Raw genomic sequence first — 19,838 nt, 5'->3', positions numbered from 1 at the left:
AGACGGCAAGCGTTACAGGACCTTGCTACTCGTCTTCGTCTGGACCGGCCTCCGCCAATCCACGCAGTGGCTCGGGATTGAGTAGCACAATGGCGCCATGTTCGAGCCGAACCCACTCGCGTGCAGCCCAGGCGCGCAATTGCTTATTGATGCTCTCCCGCGTCATGCCCACCATTTCGCTGATCTCCTGCTGGGTGATGGCGATGGTGCGGCTGGCCGAGTCGACCTTCTGCTTCTCAGTGAGGCCGAGCAGAGCGCTGGCCAGGCGCCGCGGAAGATCCTGCAGGATGACCTGCTCGACCTGGTCGCTTGTCCAGCGTAGCCGGTCACAAAGCAGCTCGATGAACTTCATGGCCAGCACCGGCTGGCTCCTGACGAAGGGAAGAAACTCGCGACGATCGATGACCAGGATCTCGCAGTTCGTATTGGCGGTCGCGTCAGCGGTCCGTTCTCTGCCGTCGAGCACGGCCACTTCGCCGAATATCTCACCCGCGCTGATGAGGTTCAGGATGGCATTGCGGCCGTCCGGGGACGAGACGCTGATTTTGACCGTCCCGCTGATCACCGCGTACAGGCTCGAGCCGGGATCCCCCTTCGAGAAAATGGTTGCGCCGCGCTTCAGCGTCGTCGGCTTCGCATATCGGCAGAGCTGATCGAGCGCGTCGGACTCGAGCTCGCGAAAAATCGGATGCTGCCGCAGCACCGATAGCTTGCCGCTACCGGATGATCGGCTGCTCGCCTTCTTCTCCTCAGCCACACCGCATCTCCCAGGCGTCCAAGATCCGCCGACCAAGGGAGACGTCGAAAGCCGGTGATCCGCCCCGACTGAAGTCAAAGGACCCCGGACGCGCCTACTGCCACCAGCAAAGACGCCCCATCAGACCAGCGACCGCCCATCCCTCGATTTCCGCACCGTTGGAATACGGCAGATCGGCAGTTTGTCCAGGAAAATGCAGCGAAGATCAAATCGAGGCAACAATAGGCAACGCGCCCGTGGAGCGGGTCGCCCACCCACGGGCCGACACGAGGCCCTTGCAGTGCAAATTGGCCTTTCCAGCCCGCTTCCGCAGGCGGACGGCCCTGAGCGGCAATCGGAGTGGGCCCGACTGCTTCTGCCCGGATGATCGGACTTCAGGTCCGAGGCTTGGTCTGCGAATCAGCCCACAGCAGGACTGCCGCAAACGCGACGAAAACCGCCACAACCGCGAAGCTCACCACCATGGCATCGAAAGGCATGTCTCTCCCCCCTTTTGAGTTTGAGACATTGTTCCCCAGCGGCCGCTCTCCAGTCTTTGACTCAGATCAATGAGAATCTGGAGCACTCGAGTCGCCCGCAGGGATCAAGCGGCCGCCAGCGCCTCGGCACGGGCCGAATCCCGCAGCGATACTCCACCTGGAAGTATGGCTATGATTCCATCTCGCTCGAGCTTCGTGAACGTCCGGCTGACCGTCTCGATGGTCAGCCCCAGGTAATCGGCAATATCCTGCCGACTCATGGGCAGCGGTACGATGTTAGAGGGGCCCCGAAGCTCAACGAGGCGATCCCTCCAGCCGACCAGGAAGGTCGCAACCTTCTCCTCGGCCGATCGGCGGCCAAGCAGCACCATATGGTCGCGTGCCTGATTGAGCTCCTGCACGGCCAACTCGTTCATCCGGCGCAAGAGGTTGGGCTTGTCATCGGCGAAGCGGCCAAACGGCAGCTTGGCAAACTGACAGACCGTCACGGGACCGATGGCGTCGGCCGAGAACCCATGTCGCTCTTCGGTCGTCATCCCCACGAAATCGCCAGGCAGTACGAAACCGACAATCTGTCTGCGGCCATCGGGCAACAGCTTATAGAGCCTCATGACTCCGTCGAGCAGATTATAAAAGCACGAGGATCTGTCCTCTTGTGCGAAGACAGTCTCGCAGGATGCGAAACTCACGCGGCGGCTGAGCTGTTCGAATTCGCGCATCTCAAACTGATCCAGCGATGCGCATACGCTGAACCCTCGCACGGCACAATCGGCGCAGCCCTGCCCGTGGAAATCGACTGCAACCAGAGACGTCTTCATACAGGGCTCCGCTGGGCCAAGCGCAAGGAGAATAGCCGCATTCTAGCGAATGCTCGAAGTTCCCGTTGATTCAAATCAAATGACCGGAGGATCGCGGCCCTATCGTGGCAGAAAATGACCGTGCCTGGACGTGATGCATGCAGCGCTTTACCTTCTGCGCCCTTCTTCTGAGCCTTTCTTTGACCTCTCCGTCACTTGCCGCGTCAACGCCCGAACAACGGGGACGCGCCTACGCCAAGGCTCACTGTGCGCGATGCCATGCCATCGGCAGGACCGGAGAAAGTCCATTCAAACAGGCTCCTCCGTTTCGAACGCTGCACCTGCGGTATCCCATCGAGACTCTTGGTGAGGCTCTTGCGGAAGGCATCGTCACCGGGCACCCGGCGATGCCGCAATTCGAGCTTGCGCCACCGCAGATCAACGACTTGTTGTCGTACCTGAAGAGCCTAGAGTAGCTTCGACGGCTCCAACTAGAGGGTCTGTACGGACCAGGCCAGGATTGACTTGGCGACTCGGCCGAAGGCCTGATCGAAAGCCTCGACCGCATCGGAAGGATCGAGCCGGGCAAGCGGCTGGCTCTCGTCGAACAACCGGGACGCAATGACCTTGCCATTCTTGTCGACGAGGCGAGCCGAGAGCCCGATCTCCGCCGCAGCCGCCACTTCGGCATTGATTCGGAAACGGCGGACGTCGATCAGCAGTTGAACGTCCGGCTGGCCAACATCCGATGCCCGCAGCGGCGCATGGGCGACATCATAGTTTTCGAATGAATCGATCAGGCGGGCCTGCAGCAATTTCGGGATGCTGTCCGCCCACAGGAACTCGCCGAACCCGGGATAGTCCTTGGCTGGCGAGAACAGCATGCGCTGGGTCTGCAGCATCGCAACTGCCGTCGGCTCCGGGATCGCAAGCTGGCCCTTGATGGTCTTATTGACGGGACCGAACTCGCGCGGCGCCGCCAGATCATAGGTGACCTTCTGCGCCGGCGTACCCCCACCTGTCATTTTCTCGAGGCCGGAGACGATTCCATCCAGCTTCCCCGTGTTCCGCGCCAACCCCTCCGAAAACGTCTTGAGATTGGCAATCGTGTCCTTCAGTGGCCCGGCATTCTCGGCGAGGACGGCGTCGACGCGCCGCAAAGCGTCACGTGCCGCCTGCGTCATGCTCTGACCTGCGCCCGGCTCGGCTATCAAGGTGGAGACGGCACCAGCCGCCGCGGCCAAGGAGCCGCCCTCCAGCGCGACGACGGGAACACCCGTCAATCCCTGGAATTCCAACCCCACTCTGGTGTCGGTTCGCACCGGCGTGGTCGATGCGACCGAGATCGTCGCATTGACGCGACGTGGGTTGTCCGGCGCAAGGCTGAGGTCGGTCACTTCGCCAACGCGGATGCCATTGAAAAGGACGGCAGCACCAACCAGCAGACCTGGCACGGATCCATCGAACTGAACATGGTACACGGTCCGCGGCCCAAGTCCTCCAGTGTTGTTCAGCCAGTAGACGAAGCCAAAGATTGCGACGATGGCCGCCAGCACGAACCCGCCGATGACAGCAAAAGGTGCACGCGTTTCCATCTTCAACTCGCTTTCGGTTGTAGCATCTGGGATCGTTTGCCATGGAAGTAGGCTCGGACCCAGGGATGTTCTGATTGAAGCAGATCGCGCATCGGACCAATCGCCACGATCTTGCCATCGGCCAGGGCCGCGACCCGGTCGCAGACCGTATTCAAACTCGCCAGATCATGCGTCACCATGAACACGGTCAGTCCCAGCGTCCGCTGCAGGGTCTTGATCAGCGCATCAAAATCGCCGGCGGAGATCGGATCGAGGCCGGAGGTCGGTTCGTCGAGAAACACGATCGCCGGATCGAGCGCGAGAGCCCGGGCCAGCGCGGCGCGCTTGGTCATGCCTCCGGAAAGCTCGGCAGGAAATTTATCGCCGTCCTCTGCCCGAAGACCGACCATTTCGAGCTTCGCAATCGCGATCTCGTCCATCAAGGCCGGTGACATCTGCAGGTTCTCCCGCAGCGGAAATTGGACGTTCTGCTTCACCGTCAGGGACGAGAAGAGTGCTCCTTGCTGGAACAGGATGCCCCAGCGCGCCGCCGCCTCCTGCGTCGCACGCTCCGCCGCACCACCAAGCGGCACCCCCATCACCTCGATGGTCCCGCTCCGACGTGGAATGAGCCCGATGATCGTCCGCATCAGGACGGATTTCCCGCCACCCGAGGCGCCGACCAGCCCAAGAATCTCGCCGCGACGAACATCCAAGGACAATTCGTTCAACACGACCTGCCGCCCGAAGCCAACGACCAAATCAGTCACCCTGATGGCGCAGGAAACCTGGAGATCATCCATTGCTACATTCCAATGGATGCAAAGAACACGGCGAACAGGCCATCGAGCACGATCACCAGAAAAATGGACTTCACGACAGAGGTCGTCGTCTGCTGTCCCAACGATTCGGCACTGCCTTTCACGCGAAGGCCTTCGCTGCAGGCGACGATTCCGATCACCAATGCCATGAACGGCGCCTTCAACATCCCGACCTCGAAATGCGTGACCGAGATCGCCTCGTGCAGTCGCGCGATGAAGATTGCCGGCCCCATGCCACCGTAAAGCTGGGCAACCAGTCCTCCGCCGTAGAGCGCAGCCATCGATCCGATGAATGCCAAGATGGGCAACGTCAGGATCAGCGCAACGATCCGCGGCAGGATCAGAACCTCGACGGGATCAAGTCCCATCGTGACCAGCGCGTCGATCTCCTCGCGCATCTTCATCGACCCGATCTCTGCCGTGTAGGCACTTCCCGAGCGGCCAGCCACCATGATTGCAACGATCAAGACACCCAGCTCGCGCAGGACAAGAATGCCCACCATGTCGACGACATAGGATTCAGCGCCAAAGCGTCGAAAGTGAAAAATCCCCTGTTGAGCGATGATCGCGCCGATCAAGAACGTAATCAACATCACGATTGGAATGGCCTGCCATCCAATCCGGTACATTTGATAGACGAGTGATGTCACCCGCAAGGACCTCGGCCGGCGCAGCGTTCGTAACAATGCGAAAGAAAGCGCAGCAAGCATCTCCAGGAACACGACGACGTCCTGGGCTGCGCCAAGGCTCGATCGGCCGAGATCCGTAAGCCTAGCCAGGACGGGGTTCTTCTTCGGCGCCGGCTCGACTTCGTGCCGATTGACTAGCCGCACTTCCTCGACCAGGCCGAGGTAATTTGCTGCGACCCCAGTCATCTGCACCGGACGACCGCCAGCGGCAGCCCGGCGACTGAGCCGCTCGAGTAACCAGGCGCCAACTGTGTCGATCTCGCTGATTGCGCCGAGGTCGAGCTTCACAGACTTCGAAGCCCCGACCTTGGCAATGGCCGAGTTGGCCAAGCTTTCGAGCTCGGTCACGTTGAGCGACACCCAGGATCCGCTGGGACGGAGCTCCAACACCTCGTCCGTTGCATCGGCGGTCAATCCTGGATGAGCACGCAATTCAATGTCTCCCTCGCTCGGCGTGCCCACAGCACGACCTGTTCCTAAAATCCCGGCGATCTGCCCCGCTTGACATGCATCAATGCCGTCGGCTCAAATCGTTGAGCGAAATCAAGCCTCAACTTGCGGTCGGTTCTACAATGAATTTGAGAACAGGACAAAGCATGGCCATCGACCCCGTGATCATCAGGAACGAGCTGGACGTCCTAGGGCAAGAGCTCCGGCAACTTTTGCGTGACGCTGGCGCACGTCACGCCGACTCCAACGCTCAAACGAGTTCTGAGCCGGTCGCGGCAGCCATCGACGTTCTGAGTGCCGCCCTCAATGAGGCCGACGTCGAGGTCGAACGGCGGATTCGGGCTCGTCCGATCATCGCCACCGCTGCAGCGTTTGCGATCGGCATGACCGTCGGCCTCCTATTGCGGAGATCTTAAGTGGATACCGAGAACATCGCTAAACATTTACGTCTTCTCTGGCGGACTGACAGGGTCATCGCCGACATCAGGCTTAGGCACCTTCTCGTCGGGCTGGGCCTGCGGGCCTTCGCCGCGTTGATTGCCGTCTTCGGTCTTCTGATGCTCGAACTGTCAGCCTACTTGGCGCTGGTGCAGATAACATCAGCGGTAGTAGCAGCCGCATCACTCGGGGCATGCAATTTTGTCATCGCAGCAATTCTGCTGGCGGTTGCGGCCCGTGCACCGTCGGGCCGCGAACTCGAACTCGCCAGCGAAATCCATTCCTCGTCCATGGATGCACTCCAGCTCGAGGCACGATCGTTGCAATCGCAGATCTCGAGCGTCATCAATCATCCTCTGAACAGGCTCATTCCACTCCTCATTGTCCCCTTCATGACGTTCATCATCAAGACTCTGCGCTCCCACGGACCAACGGAAGGCGACACCGCGAGTTCATCGACCAGTGATGCCCGTGCGACTTGACTGGACTTTCCGCCGAGTAAGGCGATCTAAAGTGTTAGCTTGACGTTGCAGAGGTCGCGCTCGGTCGGATCGGTTTTGACCTCGAAACCGAGATTCCTACACATTTCCAGCATGACGATATTCTCCTGCAGGACGTCCCCAGAGATCATCTTAAGGCCCTCCGCCTTCGCATACTCGATGATCAACTGCATCAACGCCCAGCCGAGGCCACGTCCTTTGAGATCCGACCGCAACAGGATCGCGTACTCTCCGCTCTCATAGACCGAATCAGAGTGGATTCTCACGACTCCGACCAGCTCGTTGGTCGATTCGTCCAGGGCGACGAACGCCATTGCACGCGCATAGTCCAGCTGGGTCAAACGCGCGATGAACTCATGCGAGAACTCCTTCATCGGCGCGAAGAAGCGCAGGCGAAGGTCCTCGGCCGTGACATGCTTGAGGAATTCATGAATGACCGGCTCATCCTCGGGCCGGATCGGTCGCGCGAAGATGCGCCAGCCATCCTTGACCTGAAGATGCCGTTCCCACTGGCTCGGATAGGGACGGACGGCAAAATTCGAAGGGCCCGATCCCTTGAATTTCGGCGGAACCCTGCCGACAGCAACGCGCGCATCGACCGCCAAGACGCCGCTTTCGTCCGCGAGCAATGGGTTGATGTCGAGCTCGCGAATTTCGGGAACGTCCGCTGCGAGCTGCGCAAGCTTGACAAGGACCATTGCGACGGCGTCTGCCTTGACCGCCGGGACATCGCGATAGGCTCGCAGCAGTCGCGAGACACGCGTCCGTTCAATAAGGTTACGTGCAAGATGGAGATCGAGTGGCGGGAGACCGAGCGCCTTGTCGTTGATGATCTCGACCGCGGTGCCGCCCCGGCCAAACACGATCACGGTACCGAACGTCGGATCGTCAGCGACGCCCATGATCAGCTCGCGGGCCTTGGCACGGACGACCATGGCTTGCACGATCACTCCAGAAATCCGTGCATCGGGGCGAACGGTCTTGGCGCGCGCCGTGATCTCGTTCGCGGCGTTACGCACGGCTTCCGCCGTGGTCAGATTGAGAACAACGCCACCGACGTCGGATTTATGAACGATGTCCCTCGACAGGATCTTGAGGACGACCGTTGCGCCTTGCGCGAACAACTGATCTGCATAGCCGACCGCCTCGTCGACCGAGGCCGCCGCAAACGTCGGCACCATTGCGATATCGTAAGCTTCCAGCAGACGGCTGATTTCCACCGGATCGAGCCAGGTTCGTCCGTCCGCCAGCGCTGTCCCGACGATCTTGCGAGCGATCTCCACGTCAGGCGCAAAGGAGCTCGGCATGGCCGGCGGGACCGCCGCGAGCGACTCGACCACTTCCCGATGGCGGACGAGATGCATGAAGCCTCGAACAGCGTCATCCTCCGTCGGATAGTTCGGAATGCCAGCGCCGCTCAACGTCTCGATGACCTGCTGCTCCGCACCGACCCATGCCGCCAGCACCGGCTTGGCCCAGCGACGATGCTGCTTTCGATACGCACCGATGAAATGCGTGACAGCGGTCGCGATGTCGCTTGCAGATGCAATTGCGGTCTGAACGTTCATGACCAGAATTGCATCGTTGGCCTGGTCGGCGAGCAGCGTTTCAAGCGCTTGCGTATAGCGGGCGGCGTCCGCATCACCGACGATGTCGACCGGATTTGATCCCGACCAGGTTGGCGGTAGAACCGCGTCGAGCTTGTCGTGCACGGCCGGCGAGAGCGTTGCCGCGACGCCTCCGAGTTCAACCAGCCGATCCACCGCAAGCACACCGATGCCCCCACCATTCGTGAGAATTGCGAGCCTCTTGCCCGTCGGCGATTCCACCCGTCCCAGCGTCTCGGCGCAGTCGAACAGCTCACGCAGATCAGAGACCCGCAGGACGCCAGCACGGCGGAAGGCAGCATCATAGACCGCATCCGCTCCCGCCAGCGCACCCGTGTGCGTCGCCGCGGCCTTTGCACCGACGGCACCACGCCCCGACTTGACGACCACCACCGGCTTGACCCTGGCCGCCGCCCGTGCCGCCGACATGAACTTTCGCGCGTCCTTGACCGCTTCGATGTAGAGCAGGATAGCGCGAGTGCCGCCGTCCAGCGCAAAATGATCCAGGAGGTCTGCGAGATCGACGTCCAATTGATCGCCGATCGAGACGATGCCAGAAAATCCGACGCCGCGCTGCGCGGCCCAATCGACCATTCCCGCCGCGATCGCGCCCGACTGGGAAATGAGCGCCAGACTGCCCGCAACCGGCATATGAGCGGAAAAGCTGGCATTGAGCTTGATCGTGGGCATCATGATGCCCAGACAATTCGGCCCGATCAGGCGCATGCCGTACTTTTGCGCAGCCTGCTCGGCTCGATCGGCCAGCGATCCCGCTCCGTGTCCGAGGCCCGACGTGATGATCAGCGCGCCGGCGCTGCCGATTGCGCCTGCGCGATCAATCAGATCAGGAATCGTAGCAGGTGGTGTCGTGATCACCACCAGTTCCGGCACGAACGGCAGCTCACTGAGGTTGCCCACTGCCGGGATGCTGGATATCGCCGCATAACGTGAATTGACCAGACCGAGCTTGCCCTCGAACCGCGCCTTGATGACATTTTCGAGAATGGCGCGTCCGACCGAATTCGGTCGCGGACTGCCGCCAACCAGGGCGATGGAGCGAGGCAACAGCAGGTTCCGCAATCGATAGGTCGACATTTCGATATCCAGATCTCGCGTGCGCAGGGCGCGCTGTTCCTCGGGCGGGCATCTTAGTTTCAATCCGCTGCGGGTCTAGCGTGACATATCATCCAGCGCCGGAAATGTAGCGGCTCGGCTTGTGGAAACCAGCCCTCTCCTCGCCCCGCCGCATCTGATAGGCTGTTGAGCGCGTTGAGCACCTTGACCGACATCAATGGACGCAGCCCAGGATGACCTATGCCCTGAGCGCAGCGCGCCCCAGGAGGCTCTCGATGCAAGCGATGGTGTTGCACAAGGCAAGAGCGCCTCTCCAGCTCGAGACACTCGCCGATCCCGAGCCGGGACCGGGTGAAATTCGCATCCGGGTAAGTGCATGCGGGGTGTGTCGCACCGATCTGCATCTCTACGATGGGGAACTTCCAGACATTCCTTATCCGATCATTCCCGGCCACGAGATCGTCGGTTATGTCGACCGGATCGGTGGCGATGTCGTAGCCCATCAGCTCGGGGCCCGGGTTGGCATTGCCTGGCTCGGACATACATGCGGGCATTGCGGGTTCTGCATCAGGGGAGCGGAAAACCTCTGCGACACGCCAGCCTTTACCGGCTACACTCGCAATGGCGGCTATGCCACCCACGCGGTCGTAGACGCCGACTATGCATTCCCGCTCGACGGCCTGGGCGACGACATTGCTGCTGCGCCTCTACTGTGCGCAGGTCTGATCGGTTGGCGGTCGCTGGTCATGGTCGGTGACGCGGAGCGGCTCGGCATCTACGGGTTCGGAGCGGCCGGTCACATCGTCGCACAAGTTGCTCGGTGGCAAGGTCGCCAGATCTACGCCTTTACGCGCGAAGATGACCGAGCTGCGCAAGATCTCGCACTTCAACTTGGCGCGAGCTGGGCCGGTGCATCGGATCAGCATCCCGATGTCGCCCTGGACGCGGCGATCATCTACGCCCCTGCCGGTGAGCTTATTCCGGCTGCACTGCGTGTTGTCCGAAAGGGCGGCCGTGTCGTCTGCGGTGGAATCCACATGAGCGACGTTCCAAGCTTCCCTTATTCGCTTCTCTGGGGCGAACGCCAGATCATGTCGGTGGCCAATCTGACGCGACAGGATGGCCACGATTTTCTGCGCGTTGCGCGAGAGGCTCAGATCCGTACCCACACGACGCCGTATCCGCTATCCGACGCAAACGCCGTTCTTGCCCGCTTGAGACGAGGCGAGATGACCGGCGCAGCCGTTCTTGTCCCCGGCGCTTGAACACCGAATATGGCAGCAAGGACCCATGGCGTCATCATCCGATCAGGCTCTCGTATTGGCATTCTTGGGCGACCCTCATCGTCATCCAGACATTCGCCGGATCGACACGCACGCCGCTTCCATCTTCTTGTTCGGCGAGCACGCGCTAAAAATCAAGCGATCCATCCGGCTCCCTTTCCTCGACTATTCGACGCTTGCGCGACGACAGGCAGCATGCACGAAGGAACTGGAGATCAATCGTCCATTTGCTCCGAACATCTACCTGAGGGTTGTCGCCATCACCAAAGCGGCGGACGGGTCGCTCGATATCGATGGATCTGGCACTCCCATAGAGTATGCCGTCGAGATGCGTCGCTTCGATGACAGCCGGACGCTCGATCACCTAGCCGCCCAACGTCCCTTGAATACGGATCTCGCTGAGCTTCTGGCTGAGACAATCTCCGCCTCACACAACGTTGCAGCTCAGGTCTTCTCCAGTGCATGGCCGGCATCGATCCCGCATTGGATCGACGCATTCGTTGCGGCCTTTCGAAGCAGCAATCGATTTGTCACAGCCGAGGTTGACGAACTCAGCACGCTTTGCGGCTCGGCCTTCTCACGCCTCCGTCCGCTCCTCGCAGAACGCGCGGAACGCGGTTATGTCCGACGCTGTCACGGCGATCTTCATCTCGCCAACATCGTCATGATCGACGACAAGCCGGTGCTGTTTGATGCCATTGAGTTCGATGACCGGATTGCAACGATCGACATCCTCTATGATCTTGCATTTCCGGTGATGGATTTGATGCACTTCGAGCAGAGGAATGCAGCCAATCATCTCCTGAACCACTATCTGACCGTCGCAACGGCCGGGCGGCCCGATGGCTTGGCTGCCTTGCCGCTGTTCATGGCGATCCGAGCAGCGATCCGCGCCCAAGTCTTTCTTGCGAAGCTCGACCGAGAGAGTGCCGGCCAAACGAGCCCGGCTGCTTCGCCGACATTCGATGTGGCCCAAAGCTACTTCGAGCTGGCGCGTGAGTTGATTCAGCAGCCTGCTCCCATGATGATCGCCGTTGGCGGCCTGTCGGGAAGTGGAAAATCTGCGTTGGCGCGAGCGCTGGCTCCATTTTGTGTTCCGCGGCCCGGAGCGGTCGTTCTGCGCAGCGACGTGCTGCGTAAGAAGCTGTTTGGCGTCGGGCCAATCGATCGGCTGCCTCCAGAAGCCTACACACCAGAAGCGAGCGCGAGAGTTTATCAAGAGCTGCTGAAGCAAGCCCATCTCGTGTTGACTCAGGGGTTCACCGTCATCGTCGATGCCGTATTTGCCCGTCCGAATGAACGCGAGGAGATCCACGCAATGGCGAAACGGCTGAAACTGCCATTTGCCGGGCTCTTCCTCGTTGCCGACCTGCGCATCCGGCAGGAACGGATTCAGCGAAGAGTCCACGATGCGTCCGACGCGACCATCGTCGTTGCCGAAGAGCAGGAGCGTTATGACCTCGGCGCGATGGATTGGCTGCATGTGGATGCGTCGGGAGCGCCAGACGCGACATTGGAGCGCAGCCTGTCACTGCTGGGGATCAAGACATGAACTCGATCGAAGCGGCCTTCCGCGGCACTCCGGCAGTACCCGTCACGTATGGACGTAGCCACCCGGAGCGATCCCGAGATCGGCGGAGTGATCCGTTCCAAGCCGTGGCGGCGGGCCAAGCGTCCCTGACTGCTGCTCGAGCCAGGTGATCCATGTCGGCCACCATGATCCCTCGATCCGCGGGGAGGTGCCCTGCCATTCGTCGGGTCCGAGGTATGGCGCGTCGGCAGCCTTGGTGCGCACCTGATGCGAATGTCCGGGCTCGTCGGGCGGCGCAACGATGCCGGCATTGTGACCACCGCTCGCCAGCACGAAGGTGACGTCGGCGTCGACTTCGTAGTGCACCTTGTATGTCGACTTCCACGGCGCGACGTGATCGCGCATGGTCCCGACCACGAACATCGGCGTGTGAATGTCGGACAGGGAGACCGGCCGTCCCTCGACCTCATAGCGGCCTTCGGCCAGATCGTTGTTGAGGAACAGCTTACGCAGATACTCGGAATGCATCCGATATGGCAGCCTTGTCGCGTCGGCGTTCCATCAGATCGCTCGGATGGGCACGCTCGCCGAGCAAATAATCGCGCGAGACCCGCGACCAGATCAGATCGTTCGATCGCAGCAGCTGGAACGCGCCAGCCATCTGTGTCGTGTCGAGATAGCCGCGCTCCCACATCATGTCTTCAAGGAAGGCAATCTGGCTCTCGTTGATGAAGAGCGTAAGCTCTCCCGCTTCCGTGAAATCGGTCTGGGCAGCGAACAGCGTGACCGTCCTGAGACGATCGTCACCGTCTCGCGCCATGGCCGCAGCGGTGATCGAGAGCAGCGTCCCCCCCAGGCAATAGCCCGCGGCATGAACCCGCGTGTTGGGAACGATCTGCCCGATCGTGTCCAAGGCCGCCATGACGCCGAGCGATCGGTAATCGTCGAAAGCAATATCGCGATCCTCGGCTCCCGGATTGCGCCACGAGATCATGAACACGGTGAAGCCATGGTCGGTGAGATACCTGACCAGCGAATTATGCTGCGACAGATCCAGGATGTAGTATTTCATGATCCAGGCCGGCACGACCAGGATCGGTTCGGGCCGGACTTTGTCGGTCGTCGGAGCGTATTGAATCAGCTCCATCAACCGATTGCGCAGCACGATCTTGCCCGGCGCAGTCGCGACCGATTTTCCGACGACGAACTCGGTGCTGTCCGATGCCCTCCCGGGTTGCAAGACCTGCATGAGGTCGGCGAGCCAGTTCTGCCATCCGAAAACGAGGTTCTCACCGCCGCTTTGAAACGTCTTCTCCACGACCTCCGGATTGGTCGCCGCAAAGTTCGACGGCGCGAACACATCGAGCAGTTGACGCAGAGAGAAGTCGACGATGGCCTCGTTGGCAGGGTCCACTCCACGAACGCCGGTCGTAGCCTTGTGCCACCAATCTTCCCCCAGCAGGAACGCCTGGGCAAACAGATTGAACGGCTGAGTGGTCCATTGAGGCTTGGAGAAGCGATGATCGTTAGCCTGCGGTTTGATCAGGTCCCACGGACCACGATTGGGGTCGGCAAAATGCAGGGAGCGCTCTGCGAGCCGTCTTGCAGCATGCCAAGCGCCGTGGGCGATCTCGATCTGACGCTGGGGTGCAGCCGCCAGATGACACGCCCAGTCCAGATAGGCCATCGACAGAGCAGCCGGCGAAATCCCACCCGTCAGGCGAGCCAGCACAGCGCTGAACGCCTTGTCCAGCTCATGATCCTCGCGCCGAAACTCCTTGGAGTTCGCGTCGGCCCCCAGGGAGACCGGCTTTCCGCCGGATGCGACGAGAACGTCTGCTGGTGCCGGCGATACAATCTCTTCACCGACAACAATGTCGGTCGGGGCTTTGTCGGTCGTTCCGTTGCGCTTCCGCCGATCGGCACGCGGCGCACCCACCTTGTTCAGTTTCGCCACCGTTGCCCCATGAGATTCACGCTGGCATCAATCAGGCGCTGCCCGTGCTTGAACAGCCGATCGCAGTCCCGCCTGACAAAGTCGATCTGGTGACGGCCACATTCCTGGACCATCGTCTGAATTCCCTTGACGGAATGCACACCGGCCAGCTTCGAGACGAACTCGGCCAGCAAATGCGTTTCCGTTCGCGCACGATCCAGCGCCTCATTGCTGGCGAAGAGGATCTCCTCCAAGATAATCTGCTGGGAGCCAACGAGCAGCTCAAGCGCGTGCTTGTTGGAAAGCGCAACACGTTCGGATAGCTCGGCCGTTTCCTCGGCCATGGCATGCGCCCCAGAGAGCTCGGACATAGGCACCTCCCCTCTCGCTGGATGGACGTGTCTCTTAGCCCGACATCCACATGGGAACCTTGAGCTGCATCAATGACGAAGCAACTCCGCTTTGACCTGGGTCAAGTCGCGGCTTGGCCGGCGGATTACCTTTCGGCAGCCTTCGACATTGGAGTTCGCCATGCGCGCCCATCAGATCATGACCCGCCCTGTAATTACCGTCACTCCGGACACGTCGATCGTGGATGCGGCCAACATCATGTTGCAACGGCATGTCAGCGGCCTGCCGGTGGTCGATACGGGCGGCAAGCTGGTAGGCGTCGTCTCGGAAGGAGACTTCATCCGGCGGACGGAAATCGGCACCGGTCGCAAGCGCGGCCGCTGGCTGCGGTTCATTCTGGGGCCCGGTAAATCAGCTGCCGACTTCGTCCATGAGCACGGACGCAAAGTGTCGGAGGTCATGACCAAGTCCCCCCTGACGATCACCGAAGACGCCGCATTGGCGGAGATCGTCGAGCTGATGGAAAAGAACCACGTCAAGCGATTGCCGGTGGTCAAGGGTGACCAGGTGGTCGGCATCGTGTCACGGGCGAACTTGCTGCAGGCGGTCGCCACGCTGGGCCGCCAGGTCCCGGATCCGACGGCGGACGACGATCACATCCGCAATCGGGTCATCGACGCCCTCGACAAGAACGACTGGTGCCCGTTCGGGCTTTCGGTCATCGTCAAGGACGGCATCGTTCATTTGAGCGGCGTCATCACGGAGGAGCGCTCGCGGCAGGCCGCTATCGTCGCCACAGAGAACGTTGCCGGCGTCAAGAAGGTCCATGATCACCTGTGCTGGGTGGACACCATGTCCGGCATGTATCTCAATTCGCCGGAAGACGAGGACATGGCGAAGGCCAGCTGAGGTCGCCGATCATCTGCGATCTGGCACGCGGCTCGGCTGGCACTGGCGAAGAGCGGCCAACCCCCTAAGCCGGTATGGTCGGATCGACCGGTCCAAAGGCGCCGACCCGGCGGAGGGCTTCGATCTCATGGTCGGTGAGTTCCAGCTTCTCGCGCAGCACAGCGAAGGTATGCTCGCCGAGCCGCGGTGCCGCCCGCGGTTCGACAGTCGGCGTCAGCTGCATGGTGATGGACGGCTCGATGTTCGGTATCGAGCCCGCCGTCGGATGGGGAATACGACAGATGCGATCGCGCGCCCGGACCTCAGCCGCGTCGAATGCCTGCTCAACGTTCCGTACGCGCCCCACGGGGACTCCGGCCTGGTTCATGCGGGAAATCCACACGTCCATCCGCTCAGAGGCAAGTATCTCGGCAAGAATGCTGCGCAGTTGGACCCGGTTGGTCGATCTCGCCTTTCGCGAACTGAATCGGGGATCGGTCAGAAGATCCGGACGCGCAAGAACGTCCGTCACCAGCCGCTGATAAAGTCGATCATTGGCGCAGGCGACGTAGAGCGGGCCATCCGACGCTTCGAAGACGCCAACCGTCGGCGAATCGTTCGGCGAGTTGCCGGTGCGCGAGGGATTCTTCCCGTTCATCAAGAAAGCCATTCCGGAGAAACCCGTCATCGCCAACGCAATGTCGAACAAAGCCACATCGACATGCTGCCCGCGACCGAGCCGCTGCCGGGCGGCGAGCGCCAGCAGGATGGCATTGCAGGCGGACATGCCAGTCGCCAAATCGATGATCGGCGGACCGGTCCGGACCGGAGGACCGTCGGCGAAGCCGTTGAGCGACATGAAGCCACTCTCGGCCTGGGTGATCGGATCGAACCCCGATCGCCACGCAAACGGGCCGGTGCGGCCATAGGCCGAGATCGAGCAATAGATCAGCCCCGGATTGGTGCTCGAGACCGCAGGATAGTCCAGACCGTACTTTTCCATCACGGCCGATGAGAAATTCTCCACCACGACATCAGCCTTATCGATCAGCGCGCGTGCAACCTCCCTGGCCTGCGGGATCGCGAGGTCCAGCACCATGCCTCGCTTGTTGCGATTGAGACTGAGGAAGGCCGCACTTTCGCCGCCGAGCTCGGCGTGTTCGTAAGACCGGGTATCGTCTCCCCTGACCGGCTGCTCGATCTTGATGACGTCGGCACCGAAGTCTCCGAGCGTTTGCGTGCATGCCGGTCCTGCCACCACGCGCGTGAAGTCGATGACGCGCAACCCCGCCAGCGCGGCCGGTGCATCGGCCGACCGCGGCTTACGATCTGGCAGCGCCACTGCAGGCGGCATTCCGGAGCCCTTCCCCGTTTCCGTCAATCGTCTGATGCGATCTTGGCATTCGTGCCCCGGCGCCGATTGCTCCCACGTCAGGACAAGAGAGAGTTAGCTTAATCACATCGGCAAAAAAAGCCCACGTCCGGGTTGCCCGGCGGCTCTCCCTGCTGCGACGCAACGAAGCCCTTCAAGAGCTCACCGCCCGATCATCTTGCGCCAATAGAGCGAGTTCCCCCATGCCCAAGGGCGATCGGGTTGAAATAACACATAGCCGCGCCGAATGAAGTTGTTTGCAGAGGCGATGTTGCTCGTCGTAGGCATCGACCGACGCGACGATCTTCTTCGACTTGGCTTCCTCCATCGCGGTCGAGCGGCCGGTGAAGGTCGAGAACACCTGCTTGTTGAAGGCGCCGGTCAGGATCGTGCCCGGCTTGCCGCCATTGATCCAGATCGCCGACAGCACCGTCTTGAGCCGTGCCTCGGTGAAGGCGATCTGGGTGCCGTCGGTCCGGATGGCGGAGCCGTCGGCCGCGCTGGGATCGGCGGCACCGCCGGCGCTGCCCTTCGAGGTGTTGGAGACGATCCACGACAGGATCGAGGCCGTCTTGCGCGGCGTCGTGGTGTTGCCGACGACCTTGGCCTGATTGGTGCCGCACAGGATCGTCTCGAGGTCGCGCTTGAGCTCGAGGCCCTTCAGCATTTCCTGATAGGCGAGCTCATTGTCGCGGCCGGCATGATCGACGGCCTGCTGGGTGCCGGAGACGCGCGCGACCTTGTAGGAGATCTGGCACTGGTTGCCGAGGCGGACGGTCGGTGTCGTGACGTTGGTGTTGGGGTCGTCGCCTTCGAGCTGGGCATTGCTGCCGTCTGCCGGCGCCAGCGCCTGGGTCTGCCATTCGTGGTTGACGGCGGTCGCCTTCTCCTTGTCGACGCCGCTCATGAACGGCGTATCGACCGGATCGATGCGATAGATCATGTCGCTGAGATCTTCGCGGTTGCCGACCGCCTGGTAGGTGACGAAAGTAGACGTGGGTGTGGTCATCGATGATCCCTCATGTTGGCTTGCGCAGCACACGGCGATCGCTCCGATCGCGCCGCTGCTTGTGGAATGCACGACCGCGCGTTTTGCGAACGACGCTGCGTAGTTCTGGATTTGATCGAAATCGTTCAGGCCCTGCCGGCACGATCGCGCGAGAGATCCGTCTCGGTTCGGCTCATACAGGGCATCAATGCCGTGGCGCCCGTTGCAAACGGGGTCGGCAGATGCAGCCATCGTGGCTTCACCGTGTTTACACGATGAAGCTCGACGCGCGGCCTTGGCGTGAATCGGTTGACGTCCCGGCCCACGAGAAAGCCCGCGGCGGATGTCACCGACGCGGGCTCATTTAAATCTTGCGATGCTGCCTTTATGAAGGTGATTTGCCCGACGTGTCAATGGACAATACTTTGCGCCGACCGCGCATGTCGATGAACGTCGCCTCGTCAAGATGACGACTCGCCTACTCCGCCGGGCGGACAACAAGACGCCGAGTCGGCACCCTGTCGACAGGTGCGACGGGCAGGAACGGATTCGACGGATCAATCCCAGCAACGGATGCGAGCCAACCCGGGAGACCACCCGACGCTGGTACAGTCGAGGAGTCAAAACGATCTTGAAAGGCCGCAGCATTTTGCCCACGGTCTGGACTACGGGCAGGTACTGACGCATCTCCCCCGAACATCGATGGACTCTGGACGAACGGGGCATTTCCAGTCTCAAAGACCGATCGCACCCGAGCGCCCGCTTGCGGTTCACCAGTTGGAAGCTTCGTCGCTGCCGGAACGCTCTCTGCGCTCCCCCTCATATTCTCCGGAAACCTGAGGTCGAAAACGTTCTGACTGCTGGATGATCTGCTACGGGAGTCCAATGCCTGTTTCATCAAGTCGCGACGAATATCGTCGTCGACCAACGGCCACAAGAACTCGGCAAGGCGTGCATTTATGCCCGGGAAGCTTCCTGTCCCGTACCCGTCGGATTGGACGTAGATGTCGTCGCCTTCCTGCACGATCGATCGATGAACGTTGCCTGGATCGAGCCAATGACCCGGCTCTGTTGTGTTCACCACCATTCTTCGCTCGGGATCAACCCGGTGCCGGACAGCTCCAAGAATGGGAATGTCAGTTGTCTTTCCGTCCTGCGCAACGCCGCCCTGAAGAGGAGTCGCATGCCTCAAGAGAGCCTGCAGCGCCTGCGCCAGCGTAGTCCCGTTGGAAACCGCACCAACCCAAGTCTTGGTCCTGTAAAAATGAGGCCCCGTGGGAATGGGAATATCGACCCCGGCGCCGATGGGCACGTGAATACGCCTTGGGGATTGCATAGTCGGGTCCATTTCATTTCCTTTCGCGACGCAATCAATTGCCTACGCTCAAAAATCCGCCGTCAACGTTCGATCCTTCGACAAACAATTCTCAATGCCGCATCGAAGAGCAGCACGACCACAATCGAAACGAGGTTCGTTACCGAAATGAACAGACTGCTGTCGACAGCCCATTGAAGACTGCCGCGCAGCGAAAGCACGGCAGTCACGATGGCGTCGAATATAGCCGTTGCACAGATAACAAGGGCAGCAACCTGCAACGCAGAGTTCCACATGAGGACTTGGCAGCGACACCAAACGAACATCCTCGATACCAGCACCAACAAGACGACGTTCAACGCAGCGAGAGAAGCCGCGAGACCCGCGAAATAGATGACCGGTCTCATCCCTTCGACGATAATGACGCCGAGCGAGATAAGTACAGCACCACCATAAAAGATCGAAAATTTCAAAGTAAAGTCTACAAATAATACGGCGCGCCATCTTCGTATAAGGCGGCTCATGCTCAAATCTCCCCGTTATAAATCGTCAACATGGCTCTCTGATCCGGACTTCGAACGAGACCTACGACACAAGGCCGCGCACGACGAAGAGTCCGTTCTGGTCGATCGAGCTGACCGTCGACACATTGACATCGAGGTCGCTCTGCTCGCTCAAGCAGACGAACGTCCGGTCAGCGTTTATCGCCGAGGGCTGCGGTACGTCGCCACGACAATGAGACGGACAAACGAAAAGGAGGCCTAGAACGACGGACAGGCAGCTCTCGGCGACTCTGGTTGATCTTCGACATGGTCCAGGCCCCCTCGACCTCGGCTCTCAGATGATCCGTGGACCGATTCTTCTGGCTTGATACGGCAGTCCGGATTGACGCCTGTTAGCCATTGAGGCCGATCCTCGATATTGGCGTTTCTGAACACGGTGGTCTACCCAGAGCTACATTATTGCATCACCATCTTACGACGCGACT

The 19,838-nt window shown here is 60.8% G+C and carries 16 protein-coding genes and 1 pseudogene; 6 read left to right on the top strand and 11 right to left on the bottom strand.

The features are described 5' to 3' along the window. Positions 1-25 precede the first annotated feature (25 nt). Both HL666_RS16205 and HL666_RS16200 read right to left on the bottom strand, forming a co-directional pair. Positions 26-757, bottom strand: a complete 732-nt coding sequence (locus HL666_RS16205; protein WP_172112638.1) for a Crp/Fnr family transcriptional regulator — start codon at positions 755-757, stop codon at positions 26-28. Positions 758-1,340: 583 nt separating this feature from the next. Beyond that, entirely contained in the window at positions 1,341-2,054 is a 714-nt protein-coding gene (locus HL666_RS16200) for a helix-turn-helix domain-containing protein (protein ID WP_172112637.1), read from the bottom strand. A gap of 137 nt (positions 2,055-2,191) precedes the next feature. Between HL666_RS16200 and HL666_RS16195 the strand changes: the two genes are divergently transcribed. Next, on the top strand, positions 2,192-2,509 hold the full coding sequence (locus HL666_RS16195; protein WP_172112636.1) for a c-type cytochrome: 318 nt from the start codon (positions 2,192-2,194) through the stop codon (positions 2,507-2,509). Between the two features lie 15 nt (positions 2,510-2,524). Here HL666_RS16195 and HL666_RS16190 read toward each other — a convergent pair whose 3' ends face one another. From HL666_RS16190 to HL666_RS16180, 3 genes are read right to left on the bottom strand one after another with little or no spacing between them, the layout of a single operon-like run. Further along, positions 2,525-3,628 (bottom strand): ABC-type transport auxiliary lipoprotein family protein, encoded by a 1,104-nt coding sequence (locus HL666_RS16190; RefSeq protein ID WP_172182393.1) that lies wholly within the window; start codon positions 3,626-3,628, stop codon positions 2,525-2,527. A gap of 2 nt (positions 3,629-3,630) precedes the next feature. Beyond that, positions 3,631-4,410 carry an ABC transporter ATP-binding protein gene (locus HL666_RS16185; protein WP_172112634.1) on the bottom strand — a complete coding sequence of 260 codons (780 nt, stop codon included), beginning with the start codon at positions 4,408-4,410 and terminating at the stop codon, positions 3,631-3,633. Positions 4,411-4,412: 2 nt separating this feature from the next. Beyond that, the gene (locus tag HL666_RS16180) at positions 4,413-5,549 is read right to left on the bottom strand and encodes an ABC transporter permease (RefSeq protein ID WP_172133070.1); all 1,137 of its coding nucleotides are present in this window, start codon (positions 5,547-5,549) and stop codon (positions 4,413-4,415) included. Positions 5,550-5,713: 164 nt separating this feature from the next. Between HL666_RS16180 and HL666_RS16175 the strand changes: the two genes are divergently transcribed. Further along, positions 5,714-5,983, top strand: coding sequence for a hypothetical protein (locus HL666_RS16175; protein ID WP_172182391.1), 270 nt, complete (start codon positions 5,714-5,716; stop codon positions 5,981-5,983). After that, positions 5,984-6,487, top strand: coding sequence for a phage holin family protein (locus HL666_RS16170; RefSeq protein ID WP_172182389.1), 504 nt, complete (start codon positions 5,984-5,986; stop codon positions 6,485-6,487). Positions 6,488-6,513: 26 nt separating this feature from the next. Here the strand turns inward: HL666_RS16170 and HL666_RS16165 are convergent, their stop codons facing one another. After that, on the bottom strand, positions 6,514-9,207 hold the full coding sequence (locus HL666_RS16165) for a bifunctional acetate--CoA ligase family protein/GNAT family N-acetyltransferase (protein ID WP_172182387.1): 2,694 nt from the start codon (positions 9,205-9,207) through the stop codon (positions 6,514-6,516). A 254-nt stretch (positions 9,208-9,461) separates the two neighbouring features. On the opposite strand from HL666_RS16165, the gene HL666_RS16160 reads away from it, so the two are divergent. Together HL666_RS16160 and HL666_RS16155 are read left to right on the top strand one after the other, a co-directional pair. Next, on the top strand, positions 9,462-10,451 hold the full coding sequence (locus HL666_RS16160) for a zinc-dependent alcohol dehydrogenase family protein (protein WP_172182385.1): 990 nt from the start codon (positions 9,462-9,464) through the stop codon (positions 10,449-10,451). 25 nt (positions 10,452-10,476) lie between these two features. Next, entirely contained in the window at positions 10,477-12,021 is a 1,545-nt protein-coding gene (locus tag HL666_RS16155) for a bifunctional aminoglycoside phosphotransferase/ATP-binding protein (RefSeq protein ID WP_172182383.1), read from the top strand. Between the two features lie 42 nt (positions 12,022-12,063). Here HL666_RS16155 and HL666_RS16150 read toward each other — a convergent pair. Beyond that, positions 12,064-13,801 (bottom strand): annotated as a pseudogene (locus tag HL666_RS16150) (PHA/PHB synthase family protein). A 143-nt stretch (positions 13,802-13,944) separates the two neighbouring features. Then, on the bottom strand, positions 13,945-14,307 hold the full coding sequence (locus HL666_RS16145; protein WP_172132928.1) for a hypothetical protein: 363 nt from the start codon (positions 14,305-14,307) through the stop codon (positions 13,945-13,947). Positions 14,308-14,467: 160 nt separating this feature from the next. Between HL666_RS16145 and HL666_RS16140 the strand changes: the two genes are divergently transcribed. Further along, the gene (locus HL666_RS16140; protein WP_172112627.1) at positions 14,468-15,196 is read left to right on the top strand and encodes a CBS domain-containing protein; all 729 of its coding nucleotides are present in this window, start codon (positions 14,468-14,470) and stop codon (positions 15,194-15,196) included. 64 nt (positions 15,197-15,260) lie between these two features. Here the strand turns inward: HL666_RS16140 and HL666_RS16135 are convergent, their stop codons facing one another. From HL666_RS16135 to HL666_RS16125, 3 genes are all read right to left on the bottom strand, one after another. Then, the gene (locus HL666_RS16135; RefSeq protein ID WP_172182381.1) at positions 15,261-16,529 is read right to left on the bottom strand and encodes a CaiB/BaiF CoA transferase family protein; all 1,269 of its coding nucleotides are present in this window, start codon (positions 16,527-16,529) and stop codon (positions 15,261-15,263) included. Between the two features lie 172 nt (positions 16,530-16,701). Further along, positions 16,702-17,556, bottom strand: coding sequence for a DUF5309 domain-containing protein (locus HL666_RS16130; protein ID WP_311975765.1), 855 nt, complete (start codon positions 17,554-17,556; stop codon positions 16,702-16,704). Between the two features lie 1,377 nt (positions 17,557-18,933). After that, positions 18,934-19,374, bottom strand: a complete 441-nt coding sequence (locus HL666_RS16125) for a hypothetical protein (RefSeq protein ID WP_172112606.1) — start codon at positions 19,372-19,374, stop codon at positions 18,934-18,936. Positions 19,375-19,838 lie beyond the last annotated feature (464 nt).

It is taken from the genome of Bradyrhizobium aeschynomenes (genome assembly GCF_013178945.1).
Classification (GTDB): Bacteria; Pseudomonadota; Alphaproteobacteria; order Rhizobiales; family Xanthobacteraceae; genus Bradyrhizobium; species Bradyrhizobium aeschynomenes.
The sequence above is the reverse complement of the archived record's forward strand: the minus strand, read 5'-3'. Positions and strand labels throughout refer to the sequence as shown.